A 14,999-nucleotide genomic window follows, 5' to 3' on the forward strand; every position below is an offset into this window, starting at 1 on the left:
CGTTACAACCCTCCTGTCGTCCGGCGGCCGGATCCTCCGGCGCGGACGTAGTGGGAACGCGAGGTCGCTGATCAGCGAGGTCGACAGGATCCCGGCCCCGGACACCTCGGCCAGCCGGCCGGAACAGCACCGGGTGCCGGGGTCGGACGCCTCGGATTGACCACGTCCCGAGCATCGGGAACCGGGCTGGAGTCTCGCTTCAGGACCGCTGGTGCCGACTTGTTGACAAAGTCGATCAGGTAAGTAGAGTATGATTCGCTGGTACTGCCAATCATTGATGATGACAGCTAATCGAGGGCGACGCTTCGCGGCGGCTTGGCGAGGTGGCCCACACCCATCGACGCCGGGAGGGCGCCACGTAGCGGCTCGGCGACCACTCCAGCAGCCCTCGACCCGAAAGGGCCCGCACCGCATGGCTAATCGGTCTGACCCCCGAGAGAGCGGCGTAGCAGTCTCCCGGCGCCAGGTAGTCGACCTCCCGCTGTCTCGCCGAGGGCTTCTCCTGGCCGCGGGGGCGACCGGTCTGCTCGCGGCGTGCTCGTCCACCTCGAACCCATCCGGCACGGCGGCAGGACCGCCCGGCAAGCCGGTCCGGGGCGGCACGCTGAAGCTCGGTTCCGAGGTACCGAGCTCCGGCATCGACCCGGTGACCAGCAGCGATCCCACCGGACTGGCTGCGGTGCAACTGGTCAACGAATACCTGTTCTCCCTCGAGGCCGACGCGACGTTGCGACCGGTCCTGGGCCTGCGGAGCTCGGTGGACCCCTCCGGCCTGGTCTGGACCGTCCCGCTGCGGCGCGGGGTGACCTTCAACGACCACACCCCGTTCACGGCCGACGCCGTGCTCTCAAGCCTTGGGCGCCTCACCGCGCCGCGGTCTGAGTCGCCCGCCGCCGCGACCTTCAGGGGAATCCTTGACACAATCACCAAGATCGACGACTTCACGGTTCAGTTCAGGCTGCATCGACCCTTCGCCGATTTCCCCTACCTGTTGTCGTCGGGAAACTTCAACACGTTCATTCTGCCGCCCTCCTACGGTGGGAACTGGGCGAGGACGCCGATGGGTACCGGGCCGTTCACCCTTACCGCGAATGTCACCGGTCAACGCTTGAGTTACGCCCGCCGACCGGATTACTGGAACGCTGGCCGCATCTACGTCGACGGGGTCGACCTTCTGCTGTACAAGGACGCCCAGGCGCGGTTGCTGGCCCTTCAAAGTGGTGAGATCGACGCCGAGACCAGCTCGATCGCCACCGACGGGGCGAGCCTCAACCGGTCGAGAATCACGACCGCCGCCGGGCCCAGCTCGACGTTCACGGCGCTCGCGCTGCGGACCGACCGGCCCCCGTTCGACGACCGCTCGGTCCGGCAGGCCGTCGCCTGGGCGCTGGACCGCTCGGCCGTCAACGCGGTCCAGCTGCGGTCCGAGGGCGCGGTGGGCAACGACCACATCTTCGCGCCCAGCTACGGCACCCGGCCCCAGGGCCTGGCGCAGCGGGACAAGAACCTTCAGAAGGTCAAGGAGCTGCTGGCCGGGCGGACCATCGCGTTCTCGATCACGGCCTCGCAGTTCGAGGTCTCCTACGCGGCCCAGCTCCAGCAGCAGCTCACCGCCGCGGGATTCAAGGTCGAGCTCGCGACCCTCTCCGACACCGCCTACTACGCGGGCAGCGACACGACGGCCCCCTGGCTCAACGCGGAGGCCACGCTGACGGGCTGGGCGGCCCGGCCGTCGCCGTCGGAATTCATCTCGTACATGTTCAGGACCGGGGCGGCGTGGAATGCCTCGCATTACAGCAATCCCGCCCTGGACCAGCTGGCGGTCAAGCTCGACGCGGTCACCGGCGACGGGGACAAACAGGGACTGGTCAACCAGATCGGCCGCATTCTCTGGGACGACGTACCCGTGGTGATTCCCGTCTGGGAGCCGACCGTGCGCTTCACGAACAAGCGGGTTCACGGCCTCGGGGCGGACATGGCCCTCGATCTCGGCGGCGTCTGGATCGGCGCCTGACCGGTTCGGCACCGTCCCCGCAAGGCTCGCGGTCCCGGGAAGGCTGGCGAAATGCTCCGCCTCATCGCGATACGACTGGTCGTGATTCCGCTCGTCCTGCTGGCCGTCTCGGTCGGCGTCTTCTTTCTCGTCCAGGTCGTCCCGGGCCAGCCGGGCCGGGTGGTCCTCGGGCCGTACGCGACCCAGCAGCAGGTCGCGCTGTGGCAGCACCGCCAGGGCCTCGACGGGTCGGTCGTCGCCCGGTACCTCCGGTGGATCGGGGGATTCGCCCGGGGCCGGTGGGGGACGAGCCTCTCGCTCGGCGTCCCGGTCCGGCCCCTCGTCCTGGGCCGGCTCGGCAACTCGATCCTGCTCGGCCTGTTCGCGCTGCTCGTGACGACCCCCGTGGCGATCGGCATCGGTCTCTGGCAGGCCCATCGCCTCGGCCGCAGGTCAGACCGCGTCCTGACGCTGGTCGGGGTGACCCTGTCGTCCATCCCGGAGTTCGTCAGCGGAGTCATCCTGCTGATCCTTTTCGCGGTCGAGCTCCACTGGTTCCCGGTCGACTCACAGCTCGCGTGGTCGGGACTCGACCGGGTGCGCGGAATGCTGCTGCCGGCGGTGGCGGTCGCGGTCGCGTCCTTCGGCCACACCAGCCGGATGATGCGCTCCACCACCACGGAGGTGCTCGGGTCGGCCCACTATCGGACCGCCGTCCTGAACGGGGTGCCGCCGGGGCGCCTGCTGCGCCGGCACGTGCTGCGCAACGCGTTGATCCCGACGACGGCGGTGCTCGGCAACCAGGCGGCGTTCATGCTGGGCGGGCTGGTCATCGTCGAGATCCTGTTCAACTATCCGGGGCTGGGCCAGCTGCTGGTCGACTCGGTGGTGAACAAGGACATCTTCGTGCTGGAGGCGTGCACGCTCGTCGCCGCACTGGTCTCGATGCTGGTCATCCTGACCGCCGACGTCGCCTACCGGCTGCTCGATCCCCGCGTCCGCTCGAGCCCGGACGGGCGGTGACGGGTGGTCGTCGCGGAGACCTCGCTCGGCCGGGCCGTCGAGCCGGCGAACCTGGCCGACCGGGCGGCCGCGGCCGGCCAGCCCGCCCGCGGCCATCCGGCGCGGCGGCTGCTGCGCCGGCTGTCGTTCACCCTGAGCGCGGCCGTCGTCGCCTTCTGGGTGATCATGGCCGTCGCCTGGCGGTGGCTGGGCGTGCGCCCCTTCGTCGCGGCCGGCACGCCGCTGCGCGGGCCTGGCTGGTCGCACCTGTTCGGCACCGACAACCTGGGCCGCGACGTGCTGGCCCGGGTTCTGGCCGGGGCCGAGCCGGTCATCGCCGTGGCCCCGGCCGCCACGGCGATGGCCGCCCTGGCCGGAACGGCGGTCGGACTGGCCGCGGGTTGGTACCGGGGCCTGACCGACGAGCTCGTCATGCGGGCCTGCGACGTGCTCACCGTCTTTCCCGGGATCATCACGCTGATTCTCATCGTCTCGGCGTTCGGTCATTCCGTGCTGACGATCATGCTGGCGATCACGGTGTTCCTGACCCCGCTGATCGCCCGGACGGTGCGGGCGATGGTGCTCGTCGAGCGGGAGACGCAGTACGTCGAGGCGGCTCGGCTGCAGGGCGAGCGCGGCCTGTGGATCATGTTCCGGGAAATCCTCCCGAACATCACACCGACCATCGTGATCGACGCGTCCGTCCGGCTGGGGCACGCCATCTTCATCGACGCCGGACTGTCGTTTCTCGGCCTGGGCGCCCAGCCGCCGTCCCCGGACTGGGGGCTGGCGGTCACCCAGAATCTGACCCTGCTGCAGAACGCCTGGTGGACGGTGGCGTTCCCGGCGTGCGCCATCGGTTCGCTGGTCGCGGCGGTGAACCTCGTCGCCGACAACCTGCGGGAGGTGCTCGAACAATGACGACGCCGGCCGCCCTGGAGCTACGTGATCTGACCGTCACCTTCCGGCAGCGCGGGAACGACCTGCCGGCCGTGCGGGGCCTCGATCTGACCATCGCCGCCGGCGAGACGTACGGACTGGTGGGTGAGTCCGGGTGCGGCAAGAGCACGACCGCGTACGCCGTGGCCCGGTACCTGGCCCAGAACGCCCAGGTCACCGGCGGGTCGATCCGGGTCGGCGGCCGGGACGTGCTCCGTCTCGCCGGCGACCAGCTCCGCCAGTTCCGGGCGACCGAACTGGCGATGGTCTACCAGGAGCCCGGGGCGGCCCTGAATCCGACGATGCGGATCGGCGACCAGGTGGCCGAGGTCCACGTCGCGCACGGAATGCCGGTGGCGGCGGCGCGGGCCGCCGCCACCGAGGATCTCGGCCGGGTCTCGTTGCCGGACCCGCGGAGAATCTCGCTCCGGTATCCGCACGAGCTTTCCGGGGGGCAACAGCAGCGCGTCGTCCTCGCGATGGCACTCGCGGTCCGGCCCCGGCTGCTGATCCTCGACGAGCCGACCACCGGACTGGATGCCACGGTCGAGGCGGAGATCCTTGACCTGGTCGGGCGGCTGCAGGCGGAGCTGGGATTCGGCGTGCTGATGATCAGCCACAACCTGCCCCTGATCGCGAGCATGTGCGACCGGATCGGGGTGCTCTACGCCGGGCGGCTCGTCGAGGAAGGACCGGTCGACACCCTTCTCCGGGCCCCACTGCACCCGTACACGGCCGGCCTGCTTCGCGGCGTCCCCCACCTGCGCGGACCGGGCCGCGAGATCGCGCTGCGACCCATTCCCGGGCGCCTGGCCGCGTCCGACCGGACTGCGCCCGGCTGCGTCTTCGCCGCGCGCTGCTCCGTCGCGACCCTGGAATGCCGCGAGACGGAGCCCCGGCTGGACGCGGCGGCGGGGGAGTGGCCGCTCCACCGGGCGCGGTGTTTCCATCCCGGCTCCCTCGACCCGCGGCCGCCGTCGGGGACGAGCGGCGCCCCGCGCCGGCCGCCGGGCGAACCCGTGGTGCGCATCGAGCACCTGACCAAGCGCTATGACGGCGCGTTCGCCTGCGACGACGTCAACCTGGAGATCCGGCGCGGTGAGGTCCTCGGCCTGGTCGGTGAATCCGGCAGTGGGAAGACGACCGTGGCCCGCTGTCTCGCCGGGCTCGTCAGCTACGACGGCACCATCCGCGTCGACGGGGTCGCGCGGCATCCGAACGTCGGTCGGCGTGACCCGCGGGCCCGCCGCGACCTCCAGATGGTGTTCCAACAGCCGGACGCCTCGCTGAACCGGAGGCGGACGGCGGCCGCCATTCTCGGGCGCGCCATTCGCAAACTCGGCGGGGACTGGACCGTCGAGCGGCTTGGCGACAGGGTCCGGCTGGACGCGGCGACACTCCAGCGCCGGTCGAGCCAGTTGTCGGGCGGGGAGAAACAGCGGGTGGCCATCGGCCGGGCCTTCGCCGGCCGGCCGGCCGTGGTGGTGTGCGACGAACCGGTGTCCGCCCTCGACGTCTCGGTGCAGGCCGGCATCCTGACCCTGCTCAAGGAGCTGCTGGACACGGGGGAGGTCTCGTACCTGTTCATCTCCCACGACCTCGGCGTGGTCCGTTACCTCGCCGACCGCATCGCCGTCATGTACCGGGGGCGGATCGTCGAGGTCGGGCCGGCGGCGGAAGTCCTCCGGTCGCCCCGGCACCCGTATACGCAGCTGCTCCTGGCCGCCGTCCCGCGCCTCGACCACGGGGTGCCTGCCCGGCGGCGCCGCCCGCCCGCCCCCGGTGCGGCCCGCCACCCGGACGTCGACACGTCCGGGCTCGAGTCCGCGGCGGGCTGCGCGTTCGCGGGTCGATGCCGGCATCGGATCGACGGGCTGTGCGAGGTGACCTCGCCTCCGTGGCGCGGGGCGGACCACGAGCACGGCCTTCGCTGCCACCTGACCGCACCCCCCGGCGAGGCCGGGGGAAGCCGGCCGAGCCCGGCCCCGCTCGGCGTGCCCACGCTCATCAAGGAGGCGAGGAGTGACGATCGCTGACACCTCGACCATCGAGGTCATCCCCCGCAACGCCTTCGTCGGTGCCGACATCACCGGAGTCGACCTCACCCGGCCCCTCGACGACGCGACGGTCGCGGCGATCCGGCGGGCGGTGCTCACCTGGAAGGCGGTCTTCTTCTCCGAACAGCATCTGGACCATGCCCAGCACGTGGCCTTCGCCCGGCGATTCGGTACGCCCAGCGCGACGACAGCGGTGCAGCCGCGTCGCTGGCGGCAGATCGAGGGCTACCCGGAGATCTTCCCGATCGTCTACAAGGCGTCCGGCAGCGCGTATCCGAGTGGCCGGCCGGCCCGGCCGGACGACGTGCTGCTGTCCGAGCAGATCCGGCAGGAGACGTTCTGGCACCAGGACGGAACGACGCTGCTGAACCCGCAGGCCAGCGCGGTCCTGCGGGCGGCCACCGCCTACCGGCTCGGCGGCGACACGGGCTTCGCGAACATGGCCGCCGCCTACCAGGGACTGCCCGAGTCCCTGCGCACCTTCGTGGACGGACTGCGCGCCGTGCACCGGCTGGGTATCCGGGACATCCCGTCCGAGGACATCCGCAAGGACATCCGGGCGCATCCGCGCTCGGTCATCCACCCCGTCGTCCGGGTGCATCCCGAAACCGGGGAACGGGCCCTGTTCGTCAACCGCATCTCGACCGAGGACATCATCGGCCTGACCATGCGGCAGAGCCAGCGGATTCTCGACCTCCTGTTTGACGAGACCGAGAAGCCCGAGTACGCGGTGTATTTCCACTGGAAGCCCGGGGACGTCGCGTTCTGGGACAACCGGTCCAGCCTGCACCGCGGGCCGGCCGACCTCGGGAAACTCGGCCACACGGCCGAGACCGACCGCCTGCTCTACCACGTCGCGCTCCTGGGCGACGTGCCCGTCGGGGTGGACGGCCGGCCGTCGACGGCGCTCGAAGGCGAGCCGGCCGAGCCGTATGTCCCCGCGTCCACCGGTGACTGATCCCGGCGCGTTGCCAATCCGCCGACCGACGAACTGAGGAGAGACAGATGCGAGGGTTCGTGACCGATCCGGCCGGTCAGGCCGGGCTGCGGCTGGCCGACGACCTGCCCGAGCCGGAGCCGGCGGCCGGCGAGTTCCTGCTGGAGGTCCGGGGGTACGCCATCAACCCGGGCGAGGTCGGCCTGATCGCGCGCCGGCCGAACGGCTGGCGGCCCGGGCAGGACGTGACCGGCGTGGTGCTGCGGGCCGCCGCCGACGGCAGCGGGCCGCCCGTCGGCAGCCGGGTCGCGGCCGTCGTGGACTGGGAGAGCTGGGCCGAGCGGGTCGCGGTGCCGAGCGGTTGGGCGGCCGTCCTGGACGACCGGGTGAGCTTCGCGCAGGCCGCGGCCATTCCGTGCGCCGGGCTGGCCGCCCTCCGGACGTTGCGTTACGGCGGCGCCGTGCTGGGGCGGGACGTCCTGGTGACGGGGGCCACCGGAGGCACCGGGCAGTTCAGCGTCCAGCTCGCGGTGCTGTCCGGCGCCCGGGTAACGGCCCTGGTGAGCGGCCCGCAGCGGGTCGACCTCGCCAGGGAGCTCGGCGCCCACCGGGTGCTGACCTCCCTCGAGGACGACACGGTCGGTCGGTTCGACCTCGTCCTGGACGGGGTGGCCGGCCCGACGGTCGCGCAGGCCGCGCGCCGGCTCAAGCCGGAGGGCACGCTCGTGGTCTACGGGGGCGGGACCGGATCGACCGTGGAGCCGCGCGACCTCTACCTCAACGGCGTGGCCAACGGGCGGCTGATCCTGGGCTTCATCGGCATCCTGCCCCACGAGACCAAGGGCGAGGACATCGCGATCGTGGCGGACCTGGTCGCCGAGGGCCGGGTGCGACCGCTCATCGGCTGGCAGGAGGACTGGACCCGTACGCCGGACGCGTTCGACGCACTGGCCAAGCGGGCCATCCGGGGTCGCGCCGTCCTCCTCCGGGAGCCATAGGCCGGGTAATCCGCCGACCATTCGGCTGCGCCCGAGCCTTGAGATGTGTTCGATCCATCCGCGAGGTGAGTGGCCGATGGTGAGGTCTCGGGCGGCGTATCGAATGCGCTCGCAGCGCGAGACCAGCTTGGGGAGCCAATGCGCATCAGCGACGAGCGGCAAGAGACCTATACCAGAATCGTGACCCAGTCACGCCACGCTCCGGACGACAATGGCTCGTCGTTGCGGCAGGCACCGCCAGCTCCGGGCGATGCCCGCCCAGCGCCCAGCGCCCGGGACCGGGCACTGGAACTCGCCGCGCTGCGCGAACGCGTGGCGGGCGGACCGGATGAATCGGCGACCGCGGCCCAGCATGCCCGCGGGAAGCTCACTGTCCGCGAGCGACTCGACCTGCTCTTCGACAAGGGAACCTTTACCGAGCTGGAGGCATTGCGGCGGCACCGGGCGAGTGGTTTCGGTCTGGAGTCTCGCCGGCCGTACACCGACGGAGTAGTGGTCGGCTGGGGGCAGATATATGGCCGGCTGGTTTTCGCCTACGCGCACGACTTCCGCGTCTTCGGCGGCGCGCTCGGGGAGGCTCACGCCGAGAAGATACACAAGATCATGGACATGGCCGAGGCGGCCGGCGCACCCCTGGTCGGCCTGTGCGACGGCGCCGGTGCACGGATCCAGGAAGGCGTCACGGCGCTCGCCGGCTACGGCGGGATCTTCCAGCGCAATGTCCGCCTTTCCGGGGTTGTCCCGCAGGTCTCCGTGGTGCTTGGGCCGTGCGCGGGTGGCGCCGCGTACAGTCCCGCGCTCACCGACTTCGTGTTCATGGTCCGCGGCGCGTCCCAGATGTTCGTCACCGGGCCCGACGTCGTGCGGGCGGTGACTGGGGAAAAGATCACGCACGAGGGCCTCGGCGGGGCCGACGTCCATGCTGAGACCACCGGCGTCGCGACCTTCATCCATGACAGCGAGGAGGTCTGCCTCGCCGACGTCAGATATCTCCTCTCGATGTTGCCGTCGAACAACCGTGAACTGCCGCCGGCGGCGCGTGCCGTGGACCCGCCCGGCAGGCTTACGGGCCAGCTTCTCGACATCGTCCCCGCTGACGGCAACCGCTCCTACGACATGCGGCTGGTGATCGAGGAAATTGTCGACGACGGCGAGTATCTGGAGGTACACGAACGCTGGGCGCCCAACATCATCTGCGCCCTGGCCCGCCTCGACGGCCATGTGGTCGGCATCGTCGCCAACCAGCCCGCTTCGTTCGCTGGAGTCCTGGATATCTCGGCGTCGGAGAAGGCCGCTAATTTCGTCCAGACCTGTGACGCGTTCAATATTCCGCTGGTGACCCTGGTCGACGTGCCGGGATTCCTGCCCGGCGTCGCGCAGGAGCACGGCGCGATTATCCGGCATGGCGCGAAGCTGCTCTACGCCTACTGCAATGCGACGGTGCCCCGGGTGCAGGTCATCCTTCGTAAGGCCTACGGAGGCGCCTACATCGTCATGGACTCGCATTCGATCGGCGCCGACCTGTCGCTCGTGTGGCCCACGAACGAGATCGCCGTGATGGGTGCGGAGGGCGCCGCGAACGTGGTCTTCCGTCGGGAGATCGCCGCGTCCGAAAACCCCGAGCGGACCAGGGCCGAGCGGATCGCCGAGTACCGCCGGGAGCTGATGCATCCCTACTACGCCGCCGAACGGGGGTTGGTGGACGACGTGATCGACCCGGCGGAGACGCGATTCCGGCTGATCGGGGCGCTCGACATGCTGCGCAAGAAGGACGTTCGGCTGCCCGCGCGTAAGCATGGGAACCAGCCGCAATGAGCGGCCCGGGCCCTGGCGCGGAAAAGGGCCGCGCGTCGGACCCGCCTGGTCCGGACATCCGTGTCACGCGCGGACGGGCGGACGAACGGGAACTCGCGGCGCTGACCGTGGTGCTCGCCATGCTGGTCAGGTCCCGAACCGGCGCGTCGGCTTCGGACCAGGCCGGGGCCACGGCCGTGCCGGGCTGGCGGCCCGCGGAGATGGGGGGCTGGACGGCGGCGGGCTCCTGGGCGGATGCGCCACCGCCCGGGGTTCGTCACCCGCGGGTCGCCTGACCGGGGGTACCGGAAAGCCTGCCGTTGTGCTGATCGGCTGGCTGGTGGCCGGCGGTTACCCGGCCTCCCGGCTGTCCGAGACGGCCTCGCGGACCGGGGCTCCGGTGACGTCGTGCGCGGCCACCGCCGGAAGGGCGGCCGCGCCCATCGGCTCGGAGCGCCAGTGCGCGAGGTTCCAGCCGGTCGACAGGTCGCCCTCGAGGGTGACCATTCCGGTGTTCGCGAGCCAGAGATCCTCGACAGAGCCAACGCCGCCGGCCCGAATGCCGACCCAGGCCCGGATCGCGGCGCCGTGACTGACGACCAGGACGGCGTTCTGGTCGGCGTGCGCGGCGGCGATGGTCGCGATGGCGGCGTCATACCGGTCCACGAACTCGCGGCCGGTCTGGCCGCCGGGCATCGCGCGGTCCAGGTCGCCGTGGATCCAGCCGCTGACGACGTCGAGGTAGGTGGCGATGGCCGCCTGGTCGCTGCGCAGCTCCAGGTCGCCCGCGGCGATCTCCTCGACGCCCTCCTCCACCCCGACCGCCAGCCCACGGGCTTCGGCGACGGGAGCCGCGGTGAGCTGAGTGCGAACGAGAACCGAGGCGTAGATCGCCGAGATGCTCTGGCCGTCGAAGGCGGCCGGCAATGCCTGTGCCTGCCCGTGGCCGAGGGGGGTCAGCCCGGCCCCTGGACGCGCGGTGTCCAGGGCGCCGGCGACGTTGTAGCGAGTCTGGCCGTGGCGGAGCAGCATGAGTCGCATCGCAGCCGAGTTTAGCGTCCGGCCCTCGTTCAGCTGTTCGATGACGACCGGCGATCAGATCCGGACGCGGCCGCGGGGAAGTGGCAGCGGGAGGTCGGTGTAGGTGACGATCCCCGGGGCCGCGGCGACGACCCCGGGGATCGCGTTCAGGGCGGGAAGCGCCGTCATCACCATTCCCAACACCATGAAGTCCCCGAGGGTCTTCCACTCGAAGTCCGCGGGCGGGGCGATGTCGATCTGGGTGCGGATCGTCGGGCGCCCCTGGACCTCGATGACGTAGCCCGTATTGATCTCCCAGTCGGGGTCGAGGGTCTGGCCCTTGCGCCAGCGCACCCGCAGGTCGACGATCGTGCGCCCGCCGATCCTGCCCTGCCAGCTGATCGCGATGCCGGCGACGTGGTTGGCGGCGATCTGCCATGAGCCCAGGTCGACGTCCTGGGTCGTCCGCGCGTACTCGGCCTCGCAGACCACCTCGTCGAACTCGACGCCGAGCGCGTCGCCGAGCAGCCGCACCGCGTCCTCGAAGACGGCCGTGGCGGAGGCCGTCATCCTCGGCAGCTCGGGGTCGTCCATCGGCCGCCCGAAACCGACCGGCAGCTCGGTGGCCGGCGAGTCGTAGCCGGAGATGTCCGCCGTCTCGGTGACCACGACCTTGTCCACCCGGTCGCAGCAGCTGGCGGACACGATCGCGACCAGGTCCGCGAAGCCGGGGTTGATACCACTCCCGAAGATCGAGGACTGTCCCCGCGCGCACGCCTCGGCGATGCGGCGACGCCCGTCCCCAAGCGAGTGACCGGTGATGAAGGCCGCCGTGCTGACGATGTTGGCGCCAGACTCCAGGATGCGGACGATCTCGTCGATGTCGGGCCACATCGGGTTGTAGACCACGCAGTCGGGCTTCAGGCCGAGCAGGGCGTCGACATCCGCGGTCGCCAGCACCCCCGTCGGCGCGATGCCGCATAACTCGCCGACGTCCCGCCCCGCCTTGTCCGGCGACCACGCGAAGCACCCGACGAGCTCCAGGTCGGGATGGGCCACGATCGCCTCGACCGACTGCCGTCCGACATTGCCCGTCGTCCACTGCACGACCCGGAACGTCATCGCCCACCTCCAGCTTCCGGGGCCGGCGCGCCCGGCCCCACCCAGGTCACACGGTTGCCGTCCGACCCTGACCTCACCTTAAGATCTAGATGTATTGACGTCGAGCGAATCGGCCGTTCCTTGCGAACCTGGGCCTTGGTCGGCCGTGTGGGGATTGGAGCTGGTCTCGGTCTGAGCTTGATCCATCTAGATGATTCAGGTTGATCTGACCGTGATCGGCCGGGCGCTGAGAGCGGGCCTGTACAAAGAAGCGTGGGGTTGCGGCACCCGTCACCGAGGAGAGACAGCGATGCCTGGTAAGCGCACGTTGACCGATGCGACCGCGCGGCACCGGTTCGAGCTGGACATCGACGGTGTTCTGGCCGGGTTCGTCACCTACACCGCGCACGCGGGGATCATCGCGTTCAACCACACGGAGACGCTGCCGGCGTTCGCCGGTCAGGGCGTCGGGGGCGACCTCGCCCGGGGCGTGCTCGACGAGGCCCGTGCCCGGCAGTTGAAGGTCTGGCCGCGCTGCCCCTTCATCAGCGCCTGGATCGGCAAGCACCCCGACTACGAGGACCTTGTCGACCCGGAGTGGAGCGCCGAGCACGAACCGGCCGATGGGTAGCACCAGGGCCGACGCCACCGGCATTGGCCTGGCGGGCGATGCCAGCGGCGTCCCGCTCCGGGTCGGTCAGGTTTCGGTGGGGACGGCGTACCGGGTCGTGTAGTCGGCGAACTCGTCGGTGAGCCGCGGGTAGGTCCAGCCGAAGTCGGTCGGGGTGTAGCGGTGGCGGCCGTGCGCGTCCTGGGGGACCTGGGCGAGCCAGGCGCGCATACGGCGGGCATGCAGGTCGCGGACGGTCAGGCCGAAGCGTTCGTAGAGGCTGCCGACCGCGCCGACCGGGTCGGCCATCAGCTGGTCATAGCGGACGTGGACGCACCAGCCGGGCGGGCTGTCGGTGTCGAACGCCATCGCGGCGCTGATGGCCCGGCGAGCCTTCCCCTTCCACTCCTCGGCCGTCGGACGCGGATCGGTGCGTTTCGTCAGCGGGCGCTGAGCGGCGTTGTTCAGGCTGGCCAGCGAGGTGACGACGGGGGCCGGGTCGCGATGGGTCCAGATCACCCGGGCATCCGGGTACGCCGCGAGCAGGGTCGGCAGGCACCACAGGTGGTTCGGGGACTTCAGCACCCAGTGGCCGGTCGGCTGCGCGGACTGGAAGGCCTGCAGCGCCAGCTTGTGCTGGGCGTAGGCCGGGGTCATGTCCGTCGTCTCCAGCCACCGGCCATAGGACGGGACATGTGCCTGCGTCTCGATCCCCAGGGTGCGCAGGTCGTACATGAACAGCGCGATGCACTCCTCGGCGACGCTCGCGCCGAACGGGTGCATCGCGCCCAGCGCGGGGTTGAGCCTGAGCAACTGGCCGAGCTCCCGGGCGCTTTGCGCGATACGCGGGTCCTCGGCCGCGGTCTCCAAGGTCGGCGGCGGAATGGGATGGGCCGCCTCCCATTGCCGCAGCGGGCGGGAAAGAGGATCCAGCCCGAGCAGGATCGACAGCAGGCTGGTGCCGGTGCGGGGCAGGCCGACGATGATCCACGGGCTTTCGATCTGTTCGGCGCGGATCTCCGGGTGCGCCGAGGTCCAGGCCTGTAGGGCGATGCGGTTGACCAGGGCGTTCGCCAGCATCCGGGTGACGAGAAGACGGCCGAAGGTCGTCAGGTCGGCCTCCGTGGCGGCCGCCGCCAGGTAGCGCTCCAGCGGTTCGCGATAGCTGGCCGAGCCGAGGTCATCGGCCCCGAACTGCGCGCGGGCCCGGGCCTGCGCCGCGGCGACGACCTTCTCGGGCGACAGCGCCGGCCAGTCGAGCCGAAGCCGGCGAAGTCCAGCGCCGACCGCGTTGAGCAGGCGAAGCGGCGGGTTGCGCAGTTCGGCCTCGCGCCAGGTGTACTCCCTGACCGGCGCGGCTTGCCTCGGGTCGCCGGCCGGATTGGCTAACGGACCTGGGTCGGCCGCGGCCCCTGCGGCCTGCGCCGTCTCGGCCTCGACCGCCGGGGAGACGCCGGGGACGGCCGGAGTGGTGGGAGCGACGGCGTTCGTCGGTTCGGTGGCCATGGCCGTCAGGCGCCGAGCTCGACGACGGTGCGGCCGACGGAGCGGCGCGCCTGGTGGTCGCCGAGCGCCGCGGGCGCCTCCTCGATCGTGACGCGACGGCCGACGAACGGCCGGATCGAACCGGCGGCCAGCAGGTCGAGGAGCTGGCCGTGCACCTCGTCCGCCGTCTCGCGGCCGAACGGGTTGAGGCCGAACCGCCGCATTCCCGGGTCGATCTGGTCGACCCACGCGAGCATCACCCCGACGATCGAGAAATTGCCGATACAGGCCAGGCGTAGCGGTCGGCCCGTCATGCCGTTCTCCGGATCGTCGGCAAAACCGACCGGGACGTAGCGGCCATCGCGGGCGATGCACGTCCAGGACTTGCCGACGAACGCCCCGCCGGACAGGTCGTAGATGACGTCCGCCCCGACGTCGTCGGTGTTCTTGAGGACCGCCTCGGCGAAGTCGTCCTTCGTGTGGTCGATGACGACCTCCGCGCCCAGCCGTTCGCAGACCTCTGCCTTCGCCGGACTGGAGACGGTGACGAACACCCGGGCGCCGATCGCCTGCCCGAGCTGGATGGCGGCGGTCCCCAGCCCGCTGGCACCGGCATGGATCAGCAACGTCTCGGCGGGGGTCAGCTGAGCCCGATGCAGCAGAGCGAGCGCGCCGGTATGAAACGGCAGCAGGAAGGCGGTCGCTTCGGCGTCGTCGAGCCCCGGCGGCGCCTCGAAGACCGATACCGCCGGCGCGATCGCGTACTCGGCGAGCCCACCGAGGGCGTTCTTCGTGATCGCGACGACGCGCCGGCCGACCCATGCCTCGGCGCCGTCCCCGGCCGCGTCGACCACCCCGCACACGTCCATTCCGAGCGTGAACGGCGGTGGGGTCGGAAGCGAGACCAGATTGCCGCGACAGCGGTCGATGTCGTTGAAGTTGAGCGAACCCGCCCCGACCCGGACGCGTACCTCGCCGGGCCCGGGCACCGGTAACTCGACCGTCGCCACGGCGAGAACGTCTGTCGGGTCGCCATGCTCCCGCACCTGCAGTGCCTTCATTC

The 14,999-nt window shown here is 70.9% G+C and carries 13 protein-coding genes; 9 read left to right on the forward strand and 4 right to left on the reverse strand.

The window, feature by feature from the left end:
* The first annotated feature begins 412 nt into the window (after nt 1-412).
* The 8 genes from FRAEUI1C_RS06630 to FRAEUI1C_RS41830 all read left to right on the forward strand — a co-directional run bounded on the left by FRAEUI1C_RS06630 (nt 413) and on the right by FRAEUI1C_RS41830 (nt 10,016).
* A complete protein-coding gene (locus FRAEUI1C_RS06630) occupies nt 413-2,014 on the forward strand; it encodes an ABC transporter substrate-binding protein (protein ID WP_013422514.1) in 1,602 nt (533 codons plus the stop codon).
* A 51-nt stretch (nt 2,015-2,065) separates the two neighbouring features.
* Nucleotides 2,066-3,016 carry an ABC transporter permease gene (locus FRAEUI1C_RS06635; protein ID WP_013422515.1) on the forward strand — a complete coding sequence of 317 codons (951 nt, stop codon included), beginning with the start codon at nt 2,066-2,068 and terminating at the stop codon, nt 3,014-3,016.
* Nucleotides 3,017-3,019: 3 nt separating this feature from the next.
* On the forward strand, nt 3,020-3,916 hold the full coding sequence (locus FRAEUI1C_RS06640) for an ABC transporter permease (protein WP_013422516.1): 897 nt from the start codon (nt 3,020-3,022) through the stop codon (nt 3,914-3,916).
* Nucleotides 3,913-5,970 (forward strand): dipeptide ABC transporter ATP-binding protein, encoded by a 2,058-nt coding sequence (locus FRAEUI1C_RS06645; protein ID WP_013422517.1) that lies wholly within the window; start codon nt 3,913-3,915, stop codon nt 5,968-5,970. The genes FRAEUI1C_RS06640 and FRAEUI1C_RS06645 overlap by 4 nt, the downstream gene beginning before the upstream one ends.
* Complete coding sequence (locus FRAEUI1C_RS06650) at nt 5,957-6,949, forward strand: TauD/TfdA dioxygenase family protein (protein ID WP_013422518.1); 993 nt, start codon at nt 5,957-5,959, stop codon at nt 6,947-6,949. Before FRAEUI1C_RS06645 ends, FRAEUI1C_RS06650 begins: the two co-directional genes overlap by 14 nt.
* Before the next feature lie 47 nt (nt 6,950-6,996).
* A complete protein-coding gene (locus FRAEUI1C_RS06655; RefSeq protein WP_013422519.1) occupies nt 6,997-7,926 on the forward strand; it encodes a zinc-binding dehydrogenase in 930 nt (309 codons plus the stop codon).
* 138 nt (nt 7,927-8,064) lie between these two features.
* Nucleotides 8,065-9,741: an acyl-CoA carboxylase subunit beta gene (locus FRAEUI1C_RS06660; protein WP_013422520.1), complete on the forward strand. Its 1,677-nt coding sequence runs from the start codon at nt 8,065-8,067 to the stop codon at nt 9,739-9,741.
* Complete coding sequence (locus tag FRAEUI1C_RS41830) at nt 9,738-10,016, forward strand: acyl-CoA carboxylase epsilon subunit (protein WP_013422521.1); 279 nt, start codon at nt 9,738-9,740, stop codon at nt 10,014-10,016. The genes FRAEUI1C_RS06660 and FRAEUI1C_RS41830 overlap by 4 nt, the downstream gene beginning before the upstream one ends.
* Nucleotides 10,017-10,071: 55 nt before the next feature.
* Here FRAEUI1C_RS41830 and FRAEUI1C_RS06665 read toward each other — a convergent pair whose 3' ends face one another.
* On the reverse strand, nt 10,072-10,761 hold the full coding sequence (locus tag FRAEUI1C_RS06665; protein ID WP_013422522.1) for a histidine phosphatase family protein: 690 nt from the start codon (nt 10,759-10,761) through the stop codon (nt 10,072-10,074).
* Nucleotides 10,762-10,815: 54 nt separating this feature from the next.
* The gene (locus FRAEUI1C_RS06670; RefSeq protein WP_013422523.1) at nt 10,816-11,862 is read right to left on the reverse strand and encodes an NAD(P)H-dependent amine dehydrogenase family protein; all 1,047 of its coding nucleotides are present in this window, start codon (nt 11,860-11,862) and stop codon (nt 10,816-10,818) included.
* Between the two features lie 289 nt (nt 11,863-12,151).
* Here FRAEUI1C_RS06670 and FRAEUI1C_RS06675 point away from each other — a divergent pair, with 289 nt between their 5' ends.
* Nucleotides 12,152-12,472 (forward strand): GNAT family N-acetyltransferase, encoded by a 321-nt coding sequence (locus FRAEUI1C_RS06675; protein ID WP_013422524.1) that lies wholly within the window; start codon nt 12,152-12,154, stop codon nt 12,470-12,472.
* Nucleotides 12,473-12,538: 66 nt separating this feature from the next.
* On the opposite strand, the gene FRAEUI1C_RS35960 is transcribed toward FRAEUI1C_RS06675, so the two are convergent.
* Together FRAEUI1C_RS35960 and FRAEUI1C_RS06685 are read right to left on the reverse strand one after the other, a co-directional pair.
* On the reverse strand, nt 12,539-13,957 hold the full coding sequence (locus FRAEUI1C_RS35960; protein ID WP_013422525.1) for a sulfotransferase family protein: 1,419 nt from the start codon (nt 13,955-13,957) through the stop codon (nt 12,539-12,541).
* A gap of 5 nt (nt 13,958-13,962) precedes the next feature.
* A complete protein-coding gene (locus FRAEUI1C_RS06685) occupies nt 13,963-14,997 on the reverse strand; it encodes a quinone oxidoreductase family protein (RefSeq protein ID WP_013422526.1) in 1,035 nt (344 codons plus the stop codon).
* Between the last annotated feature and the right edge of the window lie 2 nt (nt 14,998-14,999).

It is taken from the genome of Pseudofrankia inefficax (genome assembly GCF_000166135.1).
Lineage (GTDB): Bacteria > Actinomycetota > Actinomycetes > Frankiales > Frankiaceae > Pseudofrankia > Pseudofrankia inefficax.

Bases quoted from the DNA above. Each gene is read 5' to 3' on its own strand.
- FRAEUI1C_RS06630 (WP_013422514.1), top strand. From the start codon at position 413: ATGGCTAATCGGTCTGACCCCCGAGAGAGCGGCGTAGCAGTCTCCCGG.
- FRAEUI1C_RS41830 (WP_013422521.1), top strand. From the start codon at position 9,738: ATGAGCGGCCCGGGCCCTGGCGCGGAAAAGGGCCGCGCGTCGGACCCG.
- FRAEUI1C_RS06675 (WP_013422524.1), top strand. From the start codon at position 12,152: ATGCCTGGTAAGCGCACGTTGACCGATGCGACCGCGCGGCACCGGTTC.
- FRAEUI1C_RS06655 (WP_013422519.1), top strand. From the start codon at position 6,997: ATGCGAGGGTTCGTGACCGATCCGGCCGGTCAGGCCGGGCTGCGGCTG.
- FRAEUI1C_RS06645 (WP_013422517.1), top strand. From the start codon at position 3,913: ATGACGACGCCGGCCGCCCTGGAGCTACGTGATCTGACCGTCACCTTC.
- FRAEUI1C_RS06660 (WP_013422520.1), top strand. From the start codon at position 8,065: ATGCGCATCAGCGACGAGCGGCAAGAGACCTATACCAGAATCGTGACC.
- FRAEUI1C_RS06635 (WP_013422515.1), top strand. From the start codon at position 2,066: ATGCTCCGCCTCATCGCGATACGACTGGTCGTGATTCCGCTCGTCCTG.
- FRAEUI1C_RS06670 (WP_013422523.1), bottom strand. From the start codon at position 11,862: ATGACGTTCCGGGTCGTGCAGTGGACGACGGGCAATGTCGGACGGCAG.
- FRAEUI1C_RS35960 (WP_013422525.1), bottom strand. From the start codon at position 13,957: ATGGCCACCGAACCGACGAACGCCGTCGCTCCCACCACTCCGGCCGTC.
- FRAEUI1C_RS06685 (WP_013422526.1), bottom strand. From the start codon at position 14,997: ATGAAGGCACTGCAGGTGCGGGAGCATGGCGACCCGACAGACGTTCTC.
- FRAEUI1C_RS06665 (WP_013422522.1), bottom strand. From the start codon at position 10,761: ATGCGACTCATGCTGCTCCGCCACGGCCAGACTCGCTACAACGTCGCC.